Below are 20,246 nucleotides of genomic sequence, written 5' to 3' on the forward strand. Positions count from 1 at the left end.
TACATTAATCTTCCTGATTTATCGGCACTGTTCGGCCGTCGCGGAGACGCCCCTACACCGAAAGAGAACCGACGAGTTGCACCGTCGCTGTCGGCCGGGGCGCATCGCGTTCGTCAGGTCGTTACTGCTTGCGGGCCGTCGCCGCGCCGACGCGCGGCCACCAGTAGTAGTGGAACTGGACGTACTGTTCGCTCGACCCCTTCTCGGGGACCTTCCATTCGTTGGTGTTCCAGAACCCCTGCGACTGCTTCTCCACGACGGGGTATATCGGCAGCGACTGGTTGATGACCCAGCCGAGCTCTTGGACCAGTTGGTTGATCTCCTTTTCGTCGGAGGTCGTCCCCAGTTTCTGGAGTTTCGACACGATATCGACGGTCTCTAGCTTCCCGTCGGGTTTGCCCATCGGCGGCGCTTTGGGCTCTTGGGGGTAGTTCAGGTTCGTCTTGACGGTGCCGCTGTTCAGAATCCACGACTGGGTGAAGAACGGGTCGGTCTGTCCCGAGTTGTTCCAGAACCACGGTGCTATCTTGAAGTTCGACGACCCCCAGTGCTGTCCGAAGAAGGTCGTGTTCTCGACGTTCTGGTTGGTCGCCTCGATGCCGAAGTCGGTCAGCATCTGCGAGATGATTCGGCTCATGCTGACGAAGTCGCTCCACCCGGCGGGGACCGGAATGTCGAAGGAGAACTTATCGCCGTTCGGCTTGTGCCACGTGCCGTTGCGCTTCTCGTACCCTTCGGACTTGAGCAGTTGCGTCGCCTTCTTCTTGTCCGTGTAGGAGCTGTAGATGTCCTTGTTGTCGCCGAGGTAGCGGTCCCACGTACCATTGTGGAAGCTCCCGACGCCCAAGGGGACTTTCACCGCGGTCTTCGTGTCGTCGACGAGCGTCGCGATGCGGTTCTGGTCGATGACGTGCGCGATGGCGCGGCGGACGTTCCGCTTTCCGAAGTCCTCGTCGTCGTGGTTGAACGCGATGGAGTAGCCGTTGTGGGAGGGAATGCGGAACTCCTGAACGGCGTCGGGGAGCGACTTGCGGATGCGCTTGGGGAAGAACGTCGTCGTCGTCGCGTCGAGCCCAGAGAGGTTCTTCATCGCGGCCCACTGCTGTTGGTTCGAGGTCATGTACTCCACCTCGTAGTACGGGAAGTTGATCTGGTCCGCGGAGGCGTGGTCCTCGAACTTCGCCAGCGTGAGAACCTGCTGGTCCGCGGATTCGTACTTGAACGGACCGGAGCCGAGCGGTTCGCTCGGCTGGTAGTCCTGAATGTCCGACTGGAGTTGCGTGAGCTTCTCCTCCGACATCTCGGGGTCGTATCGCTCTACGAACTTTCCGTACCGACTCGTCGGCGTGTTGAGCCAACTCCGAGAGAGCGTCGTCATGATAACCGACTCCCGGTAGTTGCTCTCCATCGTGTACTCGACCGTCGTCTCGTCGGCCGCGACTGCGTCGCTGATGTAGTCGCTGACCGCGTAGCCGAATATCTTGTCTATCTTGAACTTCGTGACGACGTCCTCGGCCGTCACCGGGTCGCCGTTGTGCCACGTGTCGTTCTCGCGGATGTTCACGGTCAGCGTCTTGCCGTCGATGGACCAGTCTTGGAACAGATACGGGATGAGTTCGCCCGTCTTCCGGTTGTTGCGGAGGAACGGGTCGAACACCACCTTCCCGCCCTGCTGGGCGTAGTGGCTCGGCGCGTAGGAGTTCCACTGGAGATTCGTCGGAACGTACCGGCCGGGAACCGTCAGCGACTGGTCTACTAAGCCGTTCCCGCTGTCGTCGTCGCTCGTCGATGCGCTACCCTCGCCGCCGCCCTCGATGGCGCCGGTGCCGACACCGGTCCCGGTCCCTTCCTCGGGGGTGTCTCCGGAGCAACCGGCGAACGCTGCGACGCCTGCGGCACCGCTCATCGCGAGCATCTGTCTACGGCTCAGCCTATTGGCCAGGCTATTGTTATCGTCAGCCATACCGCACCATATTTCATGGGGGATTATAATACTTTTCCAATGCACACGCAATCGAGCGTGCGAACGGAGCACGTCCGTTCGAGAGTGAGGTTTTTTACGGAACGTTTTCGATTATCGACGCAGATGCGAGTTACTGACTACGACGACTGCTGGCTACAGTACGACACCGTCGAAGACCCGACGATTCGTTCGTCGTACCGGACGCGGTGCGCCCACGTGTTCGCCTCGACGGAAGGCCCGGAACTCGGCGTCGCACGCGACGAACTCCGAACCGGCCTCAGCGGACTTCTCGGACGCGACCCTCACCTGTGGATGCATCCGCCGCGGTCCGTCGACGGCTTTCTCGCCGTCGGACGGCGCGAACGAATGGCGGTCGTCCGCGCCGCCGTCGACGCCGAGGAAATCGACGAACTTCACGAAGAGGGGTACATCGTCCGATCGGTCGAGTGGGAGGACAAGGACTGTCTCGTCGTCACGGCGGCGACGGACAAGGGGATGCTGTACGGCGTCTACCACCTGCTCCGCCGCATGGCCGCCCGCCGACCCGTCGCGGACGTCGACATCGTGGAGGAACCAACGACCGAAGAGCGACTCATCAACCACTGGGACAACCCCTTCCGCGCGTCCGTCGAACGCGGATACGCGGGCACGTCGATATTCGACTGGGAGCAGTTACCGGACCTGCGCGAACGCTACCGCGACTACGCCCGCCTCCTCGCCTCCGTCGGAATCAACGGCATCGTCCTCAACAACGTCAATACGCAGAAACCGGCCCGACCCGGTGCGAACCCGGCTATCGCGGAGATGGAGGGGTGGCAACTGCTGCAGGGACGGAATCTTCCGAAGGTTGCGGCCATCGCGAGCGTCTTCCGCCGGTACGGTATCCAGACCTACCTCTCGGTCAACTACGCCGCGCCGATACTCGCGGGCGACTTAGACACCGCCGACCCCTTAGACGACGACGTCGCGCAGTGGTGGGCCGACAAGGCCGACGAGGTGTACGACCACGTCTCTGACTTCGGGGGGTTCCTCGTGAAAGCCGACTCCGAGGGGCAACCCGGCCCGTACGACTACGACCGGAACCACGCGGAGGGTGCGAACCTCCTCGGACGAGCGTTGGAACCCTACGGGGGGCGCGTCTACTGGCGCGCGTTCGTCTACGCCTCGCACAAAGACCGCTCCGTGCAGGCGTACGACACGTTCGAACCGCTCGACGGCGAGTTCCTCGACAACGTCACCGTCCAGATAAAGAACGGCCCCATCGACTTCCAACCCCGCGAGCCGATCTCCTCGCTGTTCGGGTCGATGCCCGAGACGAACATCACCTGCGAACTCCAGATAACGCAGGAGTACACGGGACAGGGCGTCCACGCATGCTACCACGTCCCCCTCTGGAAGGAGACGCTCGACACCGACACGTACGCCGACGGCGAGGGGACGCCGGTCAAAGAACTGCTCGCACACCGCGACGGACAGGGACTCGCCGGCGTCGGAAACGTCGGCGAAGACCCCAACTGGACCGGCCACTACCTCGCGCAGTCGAACCTCTACGGGTACGGCCGCCTCGCCTGGGACCCGGACCTCGACACCGAGACGATCACCGACGAGTGGGTGCGGCAGACGTTCGGTAACGATCCGGACGTCGTCGAGGCGGTGTCCGACATCCTCCACGACTCGTGGCCCGCCGTCCTCGACTACACGACGGGGCACCTCGGACTGATGCACATGATGTACAACCAAGGCGACGTGTTGGAGAACCACTACAACCCCTCGCCCGGCGAGTGGCCCGGATACCACGGAGCCACCGAGGACGGCATCGGGGTCGACCGGTCGGAGTACGCCGAACAGTTCCACAGTCCGCTCTCGGAACGGTACGCGTCGGTCGAAGACTGCCCCGACGAACTGCTGTTGTTCTTCCACCACCTCCCGTGGGACCGCGAACTCGACGATGGGACGACGGTGGTGCAACGACTCTACGACAACTGCTTCGAGGGCGTCGAGGAAGTCCGCTCGATGCGCGACCGCTGGACGGAACTCGACGACCGCGTCGATACGACGCGACACCGCCACATCGCCGAACGGTTCGACGAACAACTCGCCCACGCGAAGCACTGGCGGGACACGCTGGTCACTTACTTCTACGACCACGCCGGCATTCCCGACGCGCGCGGGCGCGTCCCCCGCGACGACTGAGGCGACTGTCGTCGGCGGTTATCGACGGTGTAGCTGGCGGGGTCCGGCGTCCCCCTGTCCGCGCCCCATCTCTGCGAACGAGCGTTCGAATCCCCCGAACGGGACAGAGTTCGAGGCCCGATCGCCTCCGCAGTGACCTCGCAACGCCCGCTTTCGCCCGGTCAACGAAGCGGTTGATCCCCGTTCTCGGTGACGATTCAGCTACCCGATACTCTTTTTACGGCATCTACGCATCCATCAGTATGCGGTATTACCAGCTCCCGAGTAGAGAGCGTAGTTCATCGACCGACTCCCTCGTCGTCGTAGACGAAGAGGGCGACGCGTACGACCTCACGTCCGCGTCGGACGACCTCGAGTCGTTTACGCAACTCGCTCGCACGGCCAACGCCAGCAACCGTTCCATCGACGCTATCGCACGCGACCGAATCTCGGACGCCGAGCGTCGGGACATCGGAGATATCGACGGAGACGCACTCCTGCCGGTCGTCCCTGACGAAGTGTGGGCGGCGGGCGTCACGTACAGCATCAGCGAGAAAGCTCGCAAGGCCGAGAGCGGCAAGCCGGAAGTGTACATCGACGTTTACGACAGCGACCGTCCGGAACTGTTCCTGAAGGCGACGCCGTCGCGAACGGTCGGGCCGTACGACTCCATCGGCGTCCGCGGTGACTCCGAGTGGAACGTGCCGGAACCGGAGCTCGGCGTCGTCCTCCACCGCGAGAGCGTCGTCGGCTACACCGTCGGCAACGACGTCTCCAGCCGGGACATCGAGGGGGAGAACCCTCTCTATCTCCCGCAGGCGAAGGTCTACGACCGCTGCTGTTCCATCGGACCCTGCGTCGCCACCGGGGAAGTCGTCGAGGACCCCCACGACCTCACCATGTCGCTCACCATCGAACGCGGCGAGGAGGTGGTGTACGAAGGCTCGACGTCAACGAGCGAGATGGCGACCACCTGTGAAACGCTCGTCGAGTACCTCCGTCGGCACAACGATCTCCCCGAGACTCTGGTGTTACTCACCGGCACCGCCCTCGTTCCGCCGGACACGTTCACGCTCCACGAAGGAGACCGCGTTTCGATAGACATCGACCACATCGGACGCCTCGTCAACGACACCGTCACCGTGTGACCGGCCGCGAACCGAAACGGAACGGCGACCGAATCGAACTCCCATCCCGACCTACCGAGGGTCGCTACTCCGCGTCGGCGACGGTCGTCTCGGAGAGGTACGTCCGACCGGTGGACGGTATTCTTTCGTCCCGGTCACCTCGACCTTGTGACCAACTCGGATCACCACGTTCCTCGTAATCCCCTCTCTCAACGGTTCGGTCGTGAGTAACGGTGGAGGGGACATCGAACCGCCCCGTGGTATTTGAATGATATGTTCTCTGGGAGAGAACAGAGAACGTTGTTTTAGAGGCCGTTTTCGCTGCGTACATCCTCTACCGGTAGTATATTCTGCTTCTATTGGTCGAGGTTCTAAAAGAGGCTCGGCCGGTGCGCTTAACAATGGGTTTTGTCATGGAGAATTTCCACTCCCTCCGGGCCGCGAGATGATGTCCCGAACTGCTCCCGTTACAAAACTATGTTTGTAACTGTCTCCGTCCGAACGTTTTGTAATGGATAACAGGCAAACATCACCAAGCAGCAGAATGTCCTGAAATTCTGCCGGATTCGACCGACTCTTCCTTCGAGAACGTATCCCCCGAAGAGCAGTCTCGAGATGCTACCTCGCCGAAGCTCTCGTGCCGATTTGCTAGAATAGAAACTGCCGACCGTTCGTGTTGGTCTACGGAGTACACGACGCTCGGGTCCACCGGGACGGAAAGGAGATAGTCGAACGGTCAATCGACCTCTGAACGAATCACCCGAACGCGTGTTCGTCTCTCGCGCGAGACCATCGGCGACTCCCTCGAAGAACCGTACGAACCGGTCCCCGTCTTCGGACACCGACGGAACGGCGACGCGGTACAGAGACCCGAAGAGACGGCGCGGACTGAAGCGCCGACCCCGCCGAATGCCTTCTGACCGCTTCTGAATGCCCGCCGCCCTGTCGTATCGTCGGCGACGTGATAAACGATACAGGAGTTTCTATAGAACATAAACGCAGAATACGTTTCTGAAGTTGACTACTCGCCAGTGGGCGACGTTTCCGACGGCGAATGTACTGTCATCCGGTGACGAGCGGAATATCGGCTCTCTCGGGCGACCGCAGTTGAACGGTATCTCCTGGTTGACCCCTCCTCCGTCTACGTCTACCGTTTGGCGGATACGTCCCTCAGATTTCCTGCTTCAACGAGGAATTTATATAGAAAGAACTTTTTTCAGCAGAATTATCCCATGAACGGTCGGTACTTCCTGTTCGGCCGTAGCCGTTCGAGAGTCGATACGAATGCGTAGTCGGCTCCCACGTTTGCCCATCTGCTGCCGTCGAATGGAGGATACACGGCGTTTCCAAGGGGTACTCTGTCATCCACCGCCGGTCCGTCGTTCGTCCGCGGGGAGACGGGTTGAACGTCGCACCTTACGGGGTGATATATAGAAAAACACTAAGAATATTCAATCCTCTATAAGTTTATTAATGCGAAGAGACAGTTCAACGGCGGGCTCGGTGCGACGTGCCAGCAGGGATACGGTACTGAATCGAAGCGCCCACCGGCGGCGACGCCGAACGTGCTGGACAGAGTGACGCGGCTTCGCTCCGACACCGATGGCTGTGAACTCGAGGATGCGGGACGCGTCATCGTCATCGGCAGCGTCTGGGTCGGGCCAGAGAGGCGTAAATTCGCCCTCACTCGTCGTCGGACGGCCCGGTTCGGTCGGTGTGTCGCGTCCTCGCCTCGCGGTTCCACTCCTCCCGTGCCTCTTGGGGACGCGAGACGAACGGTCCCTCGGAAATCGTCCGTTCCGCCACGCTCGCGACGCGGAAGAGGTACGCCGACAGGACGGCGAGGGGCGAGAGGGCCACCGTGAATAGAGCGCTCACGGCGACCACTCGCACCCACCCGGTGCCGACCGGCGACGGCGTCCGTAGCAAGCCGAGGACGATGACGACGACGAGTGCCGGGAGGCCGACGTAGAGGAGACGCCGGGAGAGGTGGGCGAGGACGCGTTGCGTGTAGGTGCTTCGGAACTGCGAACGGGCGACGCTGAACAGTTCGAGCGTCCGTATCATGCGCGAGAGCGACTCCCGCGACTCCTCCGGGAGTCGGTCCTCGTACTCCTCTCGGAGGCGGCGCGCCTCTATCAACTGGTACGAGTCGTTGTACTCCAAGACCGGAAGGAGGGCGTTGATACGCCCGAGATGCGTCTGTTCGAGCGATTCCTGCGCTCGTTCGGACTCGTCGACGACGTCCGCCGCGTACTCCTCGACGGCGTCACGAACGTCCGAATCCGCCTCGGAACGAACGCTCTCCGCCAGCGTCTCCGCCTCGGACTCGATAGCGCGCACGACGAAGGAGAGAAACCCCGTCGGGAGCACCGGACTCGGTTCCGCGCCGGCGGCCTCCTCCACGTCGTGGCGGTACTCCCTGACCTCCTCGATTCGGCGTCGAATCTCCCCGGGGGAGGCGAGTTCCTGAGACAGGACGAGTTGGTTTATCCCGAGGACGATGGAGAGGAAGGCGACGAGTCCGGGGACGAACCCGCCAACGACGCTGCGAACCGTCGCTTGGTCGTCGAGGGCGACGACGCCGAACTGACCGAGCAACGCGAGCGTCAGAAATACGATTGCGAGGAGGAGCGACGCGACTACGTGCCTGTTTCCGCCGACGAGCACCCACTGCACGACTCGCCGCCGGACGCCACCATCGGTCGTGGCACGACCCCCTCCGTGCGGATTCACACTCCGTGTACGCCGGTCGGCCGGAAAAAGTTGGGCGACTGTTCGCCGTTCGGGATCCGGCACGACCGACGACCCCTCGAATCGGCGCGAAAACTCCGCTTCGGATACACTGTCCGAACTGATGTTTTGTGGCTCTTGCAGGGACAATATACAAACGCGGTCCGCCGGTTAGCCGTAACGTGAGCCGGTCTATGATTTCCGACAACTCTTCCGTCGAACGCGGCGAGGGCGCCGCGGTGGAAACGGCCGACGAACCGGCGGACGGCGATAGGAGGGGTTCGGCGCGATGAGCGCTGGTCCGAACCTCAAGAGCGTCGAGGACCAAGTAATCGTGATAACCGGCGCGTCGTCCGGAATCGGGCTGACGACGGCACGGACGGCAGCCGAACGCGGGGCGAAAGTCGTCGTCGCCGCGCGGAGCGAAGACGCGTTGCGGGAGTTGACCGAGGAGATTCGGGCGGACGGCGGCGAAGCGGAGTACGTCGTCGCCGACGTGCGAAACCGGGACGACGTGCGCGAAATCGCGGAGACGGCGCGGGAGTCGTTCGGCGGGTTCGACACGTGGGTGAACAACGCGGGCACGTTCATCTACGGCAAACTGCAGGAGGTACCCGTCGAGGACATGCGCGACCTGTTCGAGACGAACTACTGGGGCGTCGTCTACGGGTCGCTCGAAGCCGCCGAACACCTGAAGCAGAAGGAGGGCGGCGGAACGATAATCAACGTCGGGAGCGTCGTCTCCGACCAAGCGGTCCTCCTGCAGGGGACCTACTCGGCGTCGAAACACGCCGTCAAGGGGTTCACCGACGCGCTCAGGATGGAACTCGAAGAGGAGGGCGCGCCCGTCTCCGTGACCCTCGTCAAACCGAGCGCGATAGACACGCCGTACCCGAGTCACGCGAAGAACCACATGGACGTGGAGACGGACATCCCGAAACCGGTGTACGCGCCGGAGACGGTGGCGCGGACGATTCTCTTCTGCGCCGAACGCCCCCGGCGCGAGGTGTACGTCGGGTCCGGCGGCAAGAGTATACAACTGCTCGGCCGCTACGCGCCGGAACTCACGGACCGAATCATAGAGACGGTGTTCTACCGCTTCCAACGGAAGGAGACGCCGCGTCGCCCGAAACAGTGGAACAGCCTTGGAGACGCGTCGGAGAACCTCGAAGAACGGGGCAAGTACGACGGCCCCGTCATGGAACGGAGCCTCTACACGAAAGCCTCCCTTCGATCAGCGCTCTCCGGTGCGGCACTCGTCGGCGTCGGCCTGACCGCCGCCGCGTTGTACCTCCGAAACAAACTGGGGCGCTCCGACGGCGGCGCCGGACGCGTCCGAGAGGAGATTCGAGAGAGCGGCGACTCCGAGGACTCCCGCTCCCTCTTCCCGCGACTCTGACGCTCCCGAGCTATTTTCTCGGAGCGAGTGGTAGTTCGACGCATGTCCTCGGACGACGCCGCGCAGTTTCTCGCCGGGACGCCCGACAGACGGCGTCTGCTCGCGCGCCTCGCTCGGGGGGCGGCCTCCCCGGCGGAACTCGCGGACGAGCTCGACCTTCCGCGACGGAGCGTTCAGCGACACCTCGGACAGTTCGCGGACCGCGAGTGGGCCGAGTCGTCGGGCGGAACGTACCGCCTGACCGTGACGGGCGAGCTCGCCGTCGAGGAACACGCGACGTACCTCGACGCGCTGGACCGCATCGACGCATTCGGTCCGTTCTTCCGCCTCCTCCCCGACCGAACGCACGCGCCGGACCCCAGGTGGCTCGAAGACGCGACGCTGACGGCGGCCAGCCCGGAGAACCCGCAGGCCCCCGTCACGGAGTACCTCGACAGCGTTCGGACGTTCGACACAGAACGGATACGGATGGTCTCGCCCGTCCTCAGCAGGTTGTTCCACGACGCCCACGCCGAACTCGCCCTCGACGGCGTCCACACGGAGTTAGTGATGTCGGCGGAGACGATACGGCGGGCGCGCGAGTTGAACCCCGCCGAGTTCGCGGTGGTCGTGAGCGTCGGCGTCCTCGACCTGTACCGATACCCCGAGGACGTCGCCTTCGGCCTCACGCTCGGGGACGACCGACTGCTGATGGGCGCGTACGACGACGAGGGCCAACTCAAGGCGTGCGTCGAATCCGAGCACCCCGAGTTCGTCCGGTGGGCCGGCGACCTGTTCGAGCGATACCGGGACCGCTCGGACCCCGTCGGTCCGTCGATACTGCGGTGACCAACCGTATCTGCGCCGGAGGACAGTACGTCTCCATCATGGATTCGCGTCACCAGTTATCGCGTAGGGACTCGGTACGCGTCCTAATTCGAAACTGCCTGGTAGAGAACAAAGCACTTGATCCGAAACTACTCAGATAGATTTCCTGTAATCTAGTCTAGGGTTCCTGAGCACGACTGTCCTTTTAGCGCCCGTCGTAGCTCTTCCGTTACTGGTGATCGGAATTCGCGTGGGAGGGGACGCGACAATTCTCGGCGTAGTCGGGGGCCTCATCCTCGCTGCTGGTGCAACGTACGCGTCATCTCGACTCGGAATTCGGCTCAGAGCCAGCACGGTCGAGCGATTCTGTCTCGTCGGGTTCGTCGTATTCTGGGCAGCGTACTTCGGAATCAGTTCGTTGCTCAACGCCGATATCGACTCGGCCCCGTTGGCTGTACTTCTCGCGAGTTGGGCGACCGCTATCGCGGTCGGATACGCTACCGCCCGGCGGAAATACGTTCGACAGCAACCCGCTCCGTAACCGTGACGGAATCGGAGATAGGTTCGAGGTGTCGAATTTCCGGAGCCCGTAACGCTCAGGTGGTCAGCGTTAGCACAACGACTAACCCGACGACGACTGATGTTCACCCAGAGATGAGTCAAGACCGTTCTATCGACGACATCGTCGACGAACTCACGCTTCGAGAGAAGGTGAGCCTAGTTCACGGGACCGTCGACCCGGAGGCTCGCGCGACGGGCTACGTCGGAGGCGTTGAACGCCTCGACGTCCCGCCGTTTCGTCTCGTCGACGGACCGCTCGGCGTCCGGATTCCGGGCGAGCGCTCGACCGCCTTTCCGGCGCCGTTGGCGTTGGCAGCGACGTTCGACGCGGAACTCGCGCGCGACCACGGCGCCGCCCTCGGACGCGAGACGAAGGGGAAGGGACAGGACGGCCTCCTCGCGCCCGGCGTGAATCTGATTCGCGTCCCGCACAACGGCCGGAACTTCGAGTATTTCTCCGAGGACCCCGTCCACTCCGGCATCTTCGCGGCGAGCGTGACTGCGGGTATCCAGTCCGAGGACGTCGTCGCTACGCCGAAACACTACGTCGCAAACAACCAAGAGACCTACCGCGCCTCCACGAGCGCGGAGGTGAGCGAGCGAGCGCTCCACGAACTCTACCTCCCCTCGTTCCGCGACGCCGTCGAGGCGGGCGCCGGGTCGGTCATGACGGGGTACAACGGCGTGAACGGGACGCGCATGAGCGACCACCGCTACCTCCTGCACGAGGTGCTCAAAGGGGAGTGGGGCTTCGAGGGCTACGCTGTCTCCGACTGGTGGGGAACCGAAGGAACGGCCGACGCCGCCAACGGCGGCCTCGACCTCGAGATGCCCGGCGTGACAATGGCCCAGTGGCGAGCCATACTCAGCGATGAGGAACGGGAAGGCGCTACCGAGACGGACGGAGACGAGGACGGTGACGGGGGCTTCGAGATGCCCGACGAAATCGCCCGCGGGATGCCCGACCCGGAGACGTGCGAGTACTTCGCGGAGGCACTCGCCGACGAAGTCGAAGCCGGTACCGTTTCCGAGGAACGCCTCGACGACATGGTCGTCCGCATCCTTCGGCAGATGGACCGCATCGGACTGCTGGACGGCAACCGCGACGAGGGGGCCGTTGACACCGACGCGCACCGCAGCCTCGCCGAACGCATCGCGGCGCGGGGGACGGTCCTCCTCGAGAACGACGGCGTACTTCCGCTCGACGACGACGCGAGCGTGGCGCTGATCGGACCGAACGTGGACGAGGCGCTTCTCGGCGGCGGCGGTTCTTCCGAGACGAACCCGTTCACCGAAGTCAGCCCGCGGGAGGGAATCGGCTCCCGCGCCGACGGCGAGGTGGCGGTAGAGTACGGTCTTCCGCCGGTCGAGGACCTCTCGCTGTTCGACGCCTTCGAGGGTGAGGCCGACGACGAGGGACCGGAACGGGAGGCCGATGTCGAAGGCGCCGTCGCGGCCGCCGAGGACGCGGACGTCGCACTCGTGTTCGTCCGCGATACGGTGACCGAGGCCATCGACCGCGAGGACCTCCGCCTGCCGGGACGCCAAGACGAACTGGTCGAGGCCGTCGCCGAGGCGAACGACCGAACCGTCGCGGTCGTGAACTCCAGCGGCCCGGTCGAACTGCCGTGGCGCGAAGACGTCGCCGCCGTCGTCGAGAACTGGTACCCCGGACAGGCCCACGGCGACGCCATCGCCTCGGTACTGTACGGTGACGTGGACGCCGGCGGACGCCTGCCGGTGACGTTCGCACCGGAGGAGGCGTACCCCTTCGCCGAGCGGAACTTCCCCGGCGCCGACCAGGAAGTTCACTACGACGAGGGCGTGTTCGTGGGCTACCGCCACTTCGACGCCGCCGGCGCCGAACCGACGTATCCGTTCGGTCACGGCCTCTCGTACGCCGACTTCGAGTACGTCGAGGCCGAACCGAACGGCGACTCCGTCTCGGTCACGGTCCGAAACACCGCCGAACGCGACGGCCGCGAGGTCGTTCAGGTGTACGTCCGCCCGCCGGAGACCGAGGGCGTCGAACGCCCCGAACGCGAACTCGCCGGGTTCGAGAGCGTTCCGATCCCCGCCGGCGAGACGGAGACCGTCGATATCGAACTCGACGAACGCGCCTTCCGGCGGTACGACGAGGGGGAGGGATGGACGACCGACGCGGGCGAGTACGCTATCGAGGTGGCGCGTTCGTCGCGGGCGGTCGAAGTCGAACTGACGAGCGAGCGCTGACGACGCCCTCCGCGGCAGTGCGGGGGACCCGTCGCAGAGGTGCTTTCGGTAGGTTCTTCTCACGTATGTCGAAATACAAGAACGATGGTGCTTGGAGGTATTCTGCCGGACTCGCCCCTCGCGAACGTTCTGCTCATCGTCGTCGCGACTGGATTCATCTGGTTCGGAAGCGGGTGGCTCGAAGAGTCCGCGGAACACCTCTCGGCGTACTACGGACTGCCGGCGGTCGTACAGGGGTCCATCGTCGTCGCCATCGGGTCGAGTTTCCCCGAACTCGCGAGCGTCGTCTTCACCGCACTCGCCGGGACGTTCGACATGGGCGTCGGCGCTATCGTCGGCTCCGCCATCTTCAACATCCTCGTAATTCCCGCACTGTCCGGTCTCGCGTCCGACGGTGACCTGGAGACGAACCGGACCGTCGTGTACAAAGAGGCGCAGTTCTACATGATCGCGGTCGCCGTCCTCGTGGTCACCTTCGCGCTGGCGGTCATCTACCTCCCCGTTCCCGGCGGCCCGGCGTTGACCGGACGACTGACTCGTCCCTTGGCCGCCATCCCGCTCCTGCTCTACGGACTGTACCTCTTCATCCAGTGGCAGGACGTCAACGACCACGTTGCCGACGACATCACAGACGATATCGGCGTCGGCCGCGAGTGGGGGAAGCTTGCTGTCGGACTGGCCGTCATCCTCGCGGCCGTCGAACAACTGGTCGGGAGCGTCGAGTCGCTCGGACACGCGTTCGGTGTTCCCGAGTTCCTCACCGGCGTCACCATCGTCGCGGCGGCGACCAGCCTTCCGGACACCTTGGTCAGCGTGCGGACCGCACGGGCGAACAAGGGAATCACCAGCCTCGGGAACGTCCTCGGATCGAACACGTTCGACCTGTTGGTGGCGATTCCGCTGGGCGTGCTGATACTCGGGAGCGTCTCGATCGACTTCGCCGTCGCCGTTCCGATGATGGGTGTGCTCACCCTGGCGACCGTCTTACTCTTCACCTTCCTGCGAACCGACCTCTCGGTTACCGTCGCAGAAGCCTACACTCTCTTGTTCGCCTACGTCCTGTTCGTCGCGTGGGTCGTCGCCGAGTCGGCTGGCGTCACGCACCTCATCAAGGGTGCGTGAAACCACCGTCACCGGCTCGTTCGGCGACGAGGACGCCCACTTGGTCGTGTACGCGCTCGACTGCGGTGACCGCGAACCCGACGTCGGTGAGTACGTCCACGAGCATCCCGACGGTAGCCGAATCGACACCGTGGCCGAACAACGGTTCTTCGGGGTCGGACGACCCGAAGAACATCGCGTCACCGAGGACGAACCGACGCGGGCCGAGTTCGGCGATGACCTCGATAGCCTCGCGCTTTTCCTCGTCGGGGAGATGATGCAGGGCGAAGTTCGAAACGACAATATCGACGGGGCCGTCGTAGCGCGGATCTCGGAACTCGCCGTAGCCGAACTCCACGTTCTCGATACCGCTCTCTTCAGCCTTCGCTCGGGCCTGCTTTATCATGCCGTCGCTGATGTCGCGACCGACGACGTGGCCGGCGTCCCCGGCCAGTGCGAGTGCGATTAGACCCGTCCCGGTTCCGAGGTCGAGGACGACGTCGTCGGGACGAGGGTCGGCGTGGTCAACGACGAGTGAAGCGCACGCGTTGTAGATCGGTTTCTCTTCACCGCCGTGTTTGTCGTCGTAGTGATGGGCGATCTGTGAGAAGCGCTCGCCGAGGTCCTCAAGGCGCTTGTCGGTCATTGCTCCCTCCTTCGAAACCTTCCGTGGACAGTTCCATATTCACGGTCGCGCCGACTGCGTACCCGTCGGCGACAGCAGACGGTATCGACTGAGGTCCCCCGCTAGACGCGTCACCAGCGACGAAAAGCCCCTCGACCGACGTGAACCCGATTCCATGCTGGGACTGCGTTGCGTCGACGAGTCCTGCTTGATTCACTTCGAGACCGAGTCGGTCCGGAAGCTCGCTGTGTTGCTCCAGCGGTAGGGGGTAGAACAGAGCGTCGCGGGCTACGTGGCGGCCGTCCGCGAGCGAAATGCTTTCGAGAACGCCGTCGGTGCCGTTGAGTGCGGTAATTGGTTCGCCTTCGATCTCGACTCCTCGCTCGACGAACGTCGAACGCGATTCTTCGTCGAGGACGTCCTGTCCATCGGTAAACACGACGAGATCAGCACTCAAATTGTAGATGAGCGTCGCGTAGTCGATCATGTGTTGATCTTTAACGATGACGCCGAGGGATTCACCACGTACTTCGTAGCCGTGACAGTAAGGACAGTGATGCACGCCACGTCCCCACAACTCCTCGAAGCCGTCGATATCCGGAAAGTCGTCCCTGACACCAGTCGCTAATACGACCTTCCGGCTCCTGACGGTCTCGCCGGAATCCAAGGTACTGGTGAATCCGTCGTCGTTCCTCTTCACGCCCGTTACCTTCGAATCTCGGAACTCACCCCCGTATTTCGACACTTCCTCACGACCGAGGCGTCGGAGTTCCTCCGGCGGGATACCGTCTCTCGTCAGATATCCGTGCGATTCGGCCGCTGGACCATTACGGGGTTCGTCGGTATCACAAACCAGGACGCTGCGGAGCGAGCGCCCTAACTGGAGGGCTGCACTCAAGCCCGTGGGCCCGCCTCCGATGACGAGAACGTCGTACTCCAAATCACTGCCACCGGTTGTTTGCATATCTAATGCAATGAGGATTCTAATAATAAGGCTGTCGCTCCCGGAGATGAGAATCGACAAATGGGCTAAGACGAAATAACAGCGCCTTCGAGGCACATAAACTTCGATTAACGGATTGGGGAGAGCGGTCGAGTGACCGACATCTATTCTGAGTCTACGAAAAGAATGCGATAAGAGTGCAAACCTTATCTGGGAGCAGTACCAACTCTCGATAACGATGCCAGAAGCCGTACAAGAGCAACTCCGAGATGAACGGGAATGTGAGGGTCTTCTCAACTGTCTGCTCGGACTGAACGAGCTCGACAGAGGTGTCTTTAGACTGCTGGCAGAATCTTCTGAGCCGCTTACCGTGGATCACGTTGCGAAGTTCATCGGTAAAGAGCGAACGACCGCGTACCGTTCGGTCAAACGGCTCGAAGAGGCTGGAGTTGCCGTGCAAGAACAAGAAAGCTGTCCGAAAGGAGGCTATCACCACGTGTATCGAGTCACCGACCCCGACGAGATAGCGGACGAATTCCAACGAATGCTCAACCGATGGTACGCCGAGACTGGACAACTCATCCAGGAGTTCCGGGATACGTATGGTGAGAGCCAGGCTTCCGAAATAGGCCGATAACTCCCACCGTCGGCCTTCGATAGCGGGACAAACCTAACCGAGGGAGATATCGAGGACACCTCAACTTTCGCGGTCTGAATGGGCTGCCGTCTCGCCCTGTCGTCGGCGTGAGTCGACGTTCAGGGACCGCACGACGGTCACTCCGACGACGGTTCGAAGACCAGTTCCGTTTCCTCGCCGATTTCTTCCCCTCCCCGCACCGACTCCACGCGGAGGGTGACGTCGCGCGTGGTTCCGCACCCGCCGCTTACGAACTCGTCCCACTCCGCTCCGACGGACGCCGGGCCCGAACGCGTCCGACGGAGGTACGAGCGATAGGAGTCGGCGTCGAGGGCGTCCGCCGTCCGTTCGTCGGGCGGCGAGAACGAGAGAACCACCCGAGACGCGCTTCCGGACGACTTCGACGAGGTTCGGTCGCTCACGGCGTCCGGTTCGCTCTCTTCGGACAAGAGTCTGTCTCGGGAACGGCGTTTCGGCAGTCTCGCGTCGATACCGCACTCCCGCCGGGGAACTAAGACGGAGACGGTCGTAGCCGGACGGGATGTTCGACTCCGAGCGGGTTTCGACGGTGACGTTCGACTCGTACAGCACGTTGGTCGACGTCGACGCGGCGGAACGGGCACTCGCCGCGCGCGTGGACGACCCGGAACCGGTGTCGAAACTGTGGCGCGCACGCTCGCTGGAGTACACGTTCGTCGCCAACCAAATCGACGCCTACCAGCCGTTCTACGAGATGAACAGGGACGCCCTCCAGTACGCGCTCGACGCGCACGGCGTTGACATCACGACCGACGAACGCGACGAAATCCTCGCCGTCTACCACGAACTCGAAGTGTTCGACGACGTGCGGGACGGCATCGAACGACTCCGCGAGGGCGGATACGACTGTTACGTCGTCTCCAACGGGAACCCCGAGATGCTCGACTCGATGGTCGAACACGCGGACATCGGCGACGTGATCGAGGACACCGTCAGCGCGCACGAGGTTCGGACGTTCAAGCCCGCCGCCGAACTCTACCGCCACGCCGCGGCGCGGACGGGGACGCCCATCGACGAGATAGCGCACGTCACCGCGGGGTGGTTCGACGTGATGGGCGCGCGGCACGCCGGGATGCAGGGCGTCTGGGTGGACCGGAAGGGGTCGCCGTGGGAGACGTTCGGCGGGGACCCCGACCTGACGGTGGAGGGGTTCTTCGAGTTGGCCGACGCGTTGGGCGTCTGAGCTCCGACGCGGTGCCGGTCTAGATACGTAGAGTCCCGCCCGCGTCGCCTCTCTCCCTGTAGAGGCTACTGACTTCCCGGTCGCACGCCTGTAGTCACAGTAATGAATACGAACGCCTCAGAAGCACCTCGTTCGAGATGGAACAGCACCGACCGCCCCGGCGTCGAATCGGGAGGTGAGTGAGACGATGGCCGAGACGGAACCTCCAACCACCGCGATTCGCGCCACGTACTCCGAGTACCTCGACGGCGACGCGACGATGGCGATGATAAGCGACCCCGACGCCCCTAACGCGTGGGTGCTGTCGTCGCTCACCGTCCCGATAGAACCCTGAGAGCCGTCACCTCGGAGGCGTCCCCCTTCATGTCGTCGCCGGACCGCTACCCGTCGAGTGCCTCCGCGGAGTTGTCGCGCGGTTCGTAGCCGACGGCCTGCATCGTCTCGGTAATCGAGTAAAATCGGTCGTCGTTCCGCGACACCGCGTTCACCGTCACCGGACTCTCCGGGAGGTCGGCGAGGGCGGCCTTCCGATGCACGTCTCGGCAGTCGTGGGGGCTGAGCCACGTCGAACGGGCGAACCGCGCCTTCCCGGGTTCGACGTCCTCGCCGGTGTTGGCTTCGAGGTCGTCCGCGCTCATGTACCACCCGATGCGGAGGTTGACGACTTCGAGGCCGTGCCGGGAGGCGTAGAAGTCCGTCAGCCCTTCGCAGGCGACCTTGCTCACGCCGTAGAAGGAGTCCGGACGCGTCGGCGCGTCGCCCCGAACGGTCTCCGCGGCGGTCAGCGTCATGCTCTCGGGGTCGGACTCGTCGGCGACGTTGTACGTCCCCACGGCGTGGTTCGAACTCGCGAACACCATCCGCTCGACGCCGTTCTCGACCATCGCATCGAGGACGTTCTTCGTCCCCTCGACGTTGGTCTGAGAGACGGTTTCCCACTCCGCGTCCGGCGAGGACGCCCCCGCGAGGTGAATCACGACGTCGACGTTGTCTACCTTCGCTCGCACGTCGTCGGCGTCGGTCACGTCGAGGAGTTCGCTGTCTATCTCCTCGGTCTCCGAGTGGGTGAACGGGACGACGGTGTGTTCGTCGCCGAAGGCGTCGAGAACTTCCCGCCCCACGTTCCCGGCCGCGCCCGTGAGTGCAATCCGTGCCATCGTTCGTCGGGGACGAAGGAGTACGCGCGAAAAACCGTTGTGGCCCTCGTAGCCTCCTCTCGCGGAACCGGCGTTCGGACGGCGGACGGCGACGGCGGACGCCGTCCGACGAGGGGTTAGATTCCGGATGCGGGGACGTCTATCACGTCGCGGAACGCGCCCTGAACGACCTCCGACAGCGCAGGGTGGACGTGGATGGTCTCGGCGACGGTCGCCGCGTCCGCGCCGGCGGCGACGGCGGTGCTGACTTCGTGAATCAGCGACGACGCCTCCGGGCCGACGACGTGGACGCCGAGAATCTCCCCGTCGCCGGCGACGATTGCCTTGGCGAACCCGCCCTTGTTGTCGAGTGCGCCCCCTAGCGCGTGGTCGTCGTAGGCGTACGTTCCGACGTCGTACTCCGTGTCCTCGTCTATCTCTCCTTCCGTCTTTCCGAGACTCCCCACCTCCGGCGACCCGAATATCGCGTGGGCCATCCCCGGGTACGACACCTCCCGTTCGTCGCCTCGAACGGCGTTCTCGACGACGTACTCGGCCTCCTTGTCGCCGGAGTGTTTGAACATGTAGTTGCCGGCGATGTCGCCGATGGCCCACACCCCCTCGACGGACGTTCGGAGGTACTCGTCCGTCTCGACGAACCCCCTCTCGTCCGTCTCGATGCCGGCGGCAGAGACGTTCCAGAGGTCCGAGTTCGGCCGTCGTCCGGTCGCCACGAGGAGTTCGTCCCCCGAGACGGCTATCTCCTCTCCGCTCTCGGACTCGGCGGCGACGCGCTTCGCTCCGTCCTCGTCGGCTATCTCGGTCACCGTGTACCCCAGACGGAGGTCGTGTTCCTCCCGGTACGCGTCGGTTACCCGTTCGGCGATATCCGCGTCCTCGCGGCGGACGAGCGTCTCGCCGTGGCCGACGATGGTCACGTCGGATCCCATCTGCGAGAAGAAGTGACCCATCTCGACGGCGATGTACCCGCCGCCGACGACGACCAGTCGGTCCGGGAGTCCGTCGATATCTCCGGTCAACACCTCGGCGCTGGTGAGGTAGTCCACTCGGTCGGTTCCGTCGATAGAGTCGGGAACCGTCGGCCGAGAGCCACCGGCGAGGACGATGCGGTCGGCGGTGATCCGCTCGCCGCCGGTGCCGTCGTCGCCGCTCACCTCCACCGTGCGCTCGTCCACGAAGCGCCCCTCGGCCCGATACAACGTGAGATGGTCGTTCTTTCGGGCGCGTTCGGCCTTTGACTCGGCTTTTTTGGCCATCGTCTCCGCGACGCCGTCTACGATGTCCTCGAACGCGACGCCATCGAGCGATGCGTCGACGCCGAACTGCTCGGCGTTGCGGACGGTTTCGGCGACGTTCGCGCTGTGGATCAGCCGCTTCGAGGGGTTACAGCCGCGGTTGAGGCAGGTCCCGCCGAGCCTCCCTCGCTCGACCAACGCGACGTCCAGTCCCTCCTCGGCCGCCTCCGAGGCGACGATGTTCCCCGTCCCGCCGCCCAGAACAATTAGGTCGTGCTCCTCCATAGCTCACCCGTGTGAGTTCTTCCCATCGTCACTTCTGTATTTGGGCA

At 63.6% G+C, this 20,246-nt stretch carries 16 protein-coding genes; 9 read left to right on the plus strand and 7 right to left on the minus strand.

Translation table 11 applies throughout. The annotated features are described in order from the left end of the window. Window positions 1-121: 121 nt before the first annotated feature. The gene (locus ACZ522_RS01720) at window positions 122-1,906 is read right to left on the minus strand and encodes an ABC transporter substrate-binding protein (RefSeq protein WP_464391758.1); all 1,785 of its coding nucleotides are present in this window, start codon (window positions 1,904-1,906) and stop codon (window positions 122-124) included. A 180-nt stretch (window positions 1,907-2,086) separates the two neighbouring features. On the opposite strand from ACZ522_RS01720, the gene ACZ522_RS01725 reads away from it, so the two are divergent. Together ACZ522_RS01725 and ACZ522_RS01730 are read left to right on the plus strand one after the other, a co-directional pair. Next, window positions 2,087-4,156: an alpha-glucuronidase family glycosyl hydrolase gene (locus tag ACZ522_RS01725; protein WP_379694887.1), complete on the plus strand. Its 2,070-nt coding sequence runs from the start codon at window positions 2,087-2,089 to the stop codon at window positions 4,154-4,156. 242 nt (window positions 4,157-4,398) lie between these two features. Continuing rightward, window positions 4,399-5,283, plus strand: coding sequence for a fumarylacetoacetate hydrolase family protein (locus ACZ522_RS01730; protein ID WP_379694885.1), 885 nt, complete (start codon window positions 4,399-4,401; stop codon window positions 5,281-5,283). A 1,662-nt stretch (window positions 5,284-6,945) separates the two neighbouring features. Here the strand turns inward: ACZ522_RS01730 and ACZ522_RS01735 are convergent. Continuing rightward, window positions 6,946-7,998, minus strand: coding sequence for a DUF7972 family membrane protein (locus tag ACZ522_RS01735; RefSeq protein ID WP_379694883.1), 1,053 nt, complete (start codon window positions 7,996-7,998; stop codon window positions 6,946-6,948). 286 nt (window positions 7,999-8,284) lie between these two features. On the opposite strand from ACZ522_RS01735, the gene ACZ522_RS01740 reads away from it, so the two are divergent. From ACZ522_RS01740 to ACZ522_RS01755, 4 genes are all read left to right on the plus strand, one after another. Next, window positions 8,285-9,394: an SDR family oxidoreductase gene (locus ACZ522_RS01740; protein WP_379694880.1), complete on the plus strand. Its 1,110-nt coding sequence runs from the start codon at window positions 8,285-8,287 to the stop codon at window positions 9,392-9,394. Between the two features lie 42 nt (window positions 9,395-9,436). Further along, window positions 9,437-10,222 (plus strand): helix-turn-helix transcriptional regulator, encoded by a 786-nt coding sequence (locus tag ACZ522_RS01745; protein ID WP_379694878.1) that lies wholly within the window; start codon window positions 9,437-9,439, stop codon window positions 10,220-10,222. A gap of 633 nt (window positions 10,223-10,855) precedes the next feature. Beyond that, window positions 10,856-12,994 (plus strand): beta-glucosidase, encoded by a 2,139-nt coding sequence (locus tag ACZ522_RS01750; protein ID WP_379694876.1) that lies wholly within the window; start codon window positions 10,856-10,858, stop codon window positions 12,992-12,994. Between the two features lie 84 nt (window positions 12,995-13,078). Further along, a complete protein-coding gene (locus tag ACZ522_RS01755) occupies window positions 13,079-14,116 on the plus strand; it encodes a sodium:calcium antiporter (protein ID WP_379694873.1) in 1,038 nt (345 codons plus the stop codon). Here ACZ522_RS01755 and ACZ522_RS01760 read toward each other — a convergent pair. After that, a complete protein-coding gene (locus ACZ522_RS01760; RefSeq protein ID WP_379694871.1) occupies window positions 14,103-14,741 on the minus strand; it encodes a class I SAM-dependent methyltransferase in 639 nt (212 codons plus the stop codon). The two genes, ACZ522_RS01755 and ACZ522_RS01760, sit on opposite strands and share 14 nt — an antisense overlap. Then, window positions 14,722-15,684 carry an NAD(P)/FAD-dependent oxidoreductase gene (locus ACZ522_RS01765; protein WP_379694868.1) on the minus strand — a complete coding sequence of 321 codons (963 nt, stop codon included), beginning with the start codon at window positions 15,682-15,684 and terminating at the stop codon, window positions 14,722-14,724. The genes ACZ522_RS01760 and ACZ522_RS01765 overlap by 20 nt, the downstream gene beginning before the upstream one ends. Window positions 15,685-15,901: 217 nt before the next feature. On the opposite strand from ACZ522_RS01765, the gene ACZ522_RS01770 reads away from it, so the two are divergent. Beyond that, the gene (locus ACZ522_RS01770) at window positions 15,902-16,300 is read left to right on the plus strand and encodes a helix-turn-helix domain-containing protein (RefSeq protein WP_379694866.1); all 399 of its coding nucleotides are present in this window, start codon (window positions 15,902-15,904) and stop codon (window positions 16,298-16,300) included. Between the two features lie 137 nt (window positions 16,301-16,437). On the opposite strand, the gene ACZ522_RS01775 is transcribed toward ACZ522_RS01770, so the two are convergent. Next, window positions 16,438-16,722 carry a hypothetical protein gene (locus ACZ522_RS01775; RefSeq protein ID WP_379694863.1) on the minus strand — a complete coding sequence of 95 codons (285 nt, stop codon included), beginning with the start codon at window positions 16,720-16,722 and terminating at the stop codon, window positions 16,438-16,440. A 119-nt stretch (window positions 16,723-16,841) separates the two neighbouring features. On the opposite strand from ACZ522_RS01775, the gene ACZ522_RS01780 reads away from it, so the two are divergent. Together ACZ522_RS01780 and ACZ522_RS01785 are read left to right on the plus strand one after the other, a co-directional pair. After that, entirely contained in the window at window positions 16,842-17,522 is a 681-nt protein-coding gene (locus ACZ522_RS01780; protein ID WP_379694861.1) for a haloacid dehalogenase type II, read from the plus strand. Between the two features lie 187 nt (window positions 17,523-17,709). Then, a complete protein-coding gene (locus ACZ522_RS01785) occupies window positions 17,710-17,856 on the plus strand; it encodes a hypothetical protein (protein ID WP_379694858.1) in 147 nt (48 codons plus the stop codon). Window positions 17,857-17,902: 46 nt separating this feature from the next. Here the strand turns inward: ACZ522_RS01785 and ACZ522_RS01790 are convergent, their stop codons facing one another. Then, window positions 17,903-18,679 carry an NAD-dependent epimerase/dehydratase family protein gene (locus ACZ522_RS01790; protein ID WP_379694856.1) on the minus strand — a complete coding sequence of 259 codons (777 nt, stop codon included), beginning with the start codon at window positions 18,677-18,679 and terminating at the stop codon, window positions 17,903-17,905. A 116-nt stretch (window positions 18,680-18,795) separates the two neighbouring features. Next, on the minus strand, window positions 18,796-20,199 hold the full coding sequence (locus ACZ522_RS01795; RefSeq protein ID WP_379694853.1) for a dihydrolipoyl dehydrogenase family protein: 1,404 nt from the start codon (window positions 20,197-20,199) through the stop codon (window positions 18,796-18,798). Window positions 20,200-20,246: the final 47 nt, after the last annotated feature.

This window comes from Halopelagius fulvigenes, assembly GCF_055398025.1.

Bases quoted from the DNA above. Each gene is read 5' to 3' on its own strand.
- ACZ522_RS01740 (WP_379694880.1), top strand. From the start codon at position 8,285: ATGAGCGCTGGTCCGAACCTCAAGAGCGTCGAGGACCAAGTAATCGTG.
- ACZ522_RS01780 (WP_379694861.1), top strand. From the start codon at position 16,842: ATGTTCGACTCCGAGCGGGTTTCGACGGTGACGTTCGACTCGTACAGC.
- ACZ522_RS01745 (WP_379694878.1), top strand. From the start codon at position 9,437: ATGTCCTCGGACGACGCCGCGCAGTTTCTCGCCGGGACGCCCGACAGA.
- ACZ522_RS01755 (WP_379694873.1), top strand. From the start codon at position 13,079: ATGGTGCTTGGAGGTATTCTGCCGGACTCGCCCCTCGCGAACGTTCTG.
- ACZ522_RS01795 (WP_379694853.1), bottom strand. From the start codon at position 20,199: ATGGAGGAGCACGACCTAATTGTTCTGGGCGGCGGGACGGGGAACATC.
- ACZ522_RS01770 (WP_379694866.1), top strand. From the start codon at position 15,902: ATGCCAGAAGCCGTACAAGAGCAACTCCGAGATGAACGGGAATGTGAG.
- ACZ522_RS01790 (WP_379694856.1), bottom strand. From the start codon at position 18,679: ATGGCACGGATTGCACTCACGGGCGCGGCCGGGAACGTGGGGCGGGAA.
- ACZ522_RS01725 (WP_379694887.1), top strand. From the start codon at position 2,087: ATGCGAGTTACTGACTACGACGACTGCTGGCTACAGTACGACACCGTC.
- ACZ522_RS01760 (WP_379694871.1), bottom strand. From the start codon at position 14,741: ATGACCGACAAGCGCCTTGAGGACCTCGGCGAGCGCTTCTCACAGATC.
- ACZ522_RS01730 (WP_379694885.1), top strand. From the start codon at position 4,399: ATGCGGTATTACCAGCTCCCGAGTAGAGAGCGTAGTTCATCGACCGAC.
- ACZ522_RS01720 (WP_464391758.1), bottom strand. From the start codon at position 1,906: ATGAGCGGTGCCGCAGGCGTCGCAGCGTTCGCCGGTTGCTCCGGAGAC.
- ACZ522_RS01765 (WP_379694868.1), bottom strand. From the start codon at position 15,684: ATGCAAACAACCGGTGGCAGTGATTTGGAGTACGACGTTCTCGTCATC.
- ACZ522_RS01785 (WP_379694858.1), top strand. From the start codon at position 17,710: ATGGCCGAGACGGAACCTCCAACCACCGCGATTCGCGCCACGTACTCC.
- ACZ522_RS01750 (WP_379694876.1), top strand. From the start codon at position 10,856: ATGAGTCAAGACCGTTCTATCGACGACATCGTCGACGAACTCACGCTT.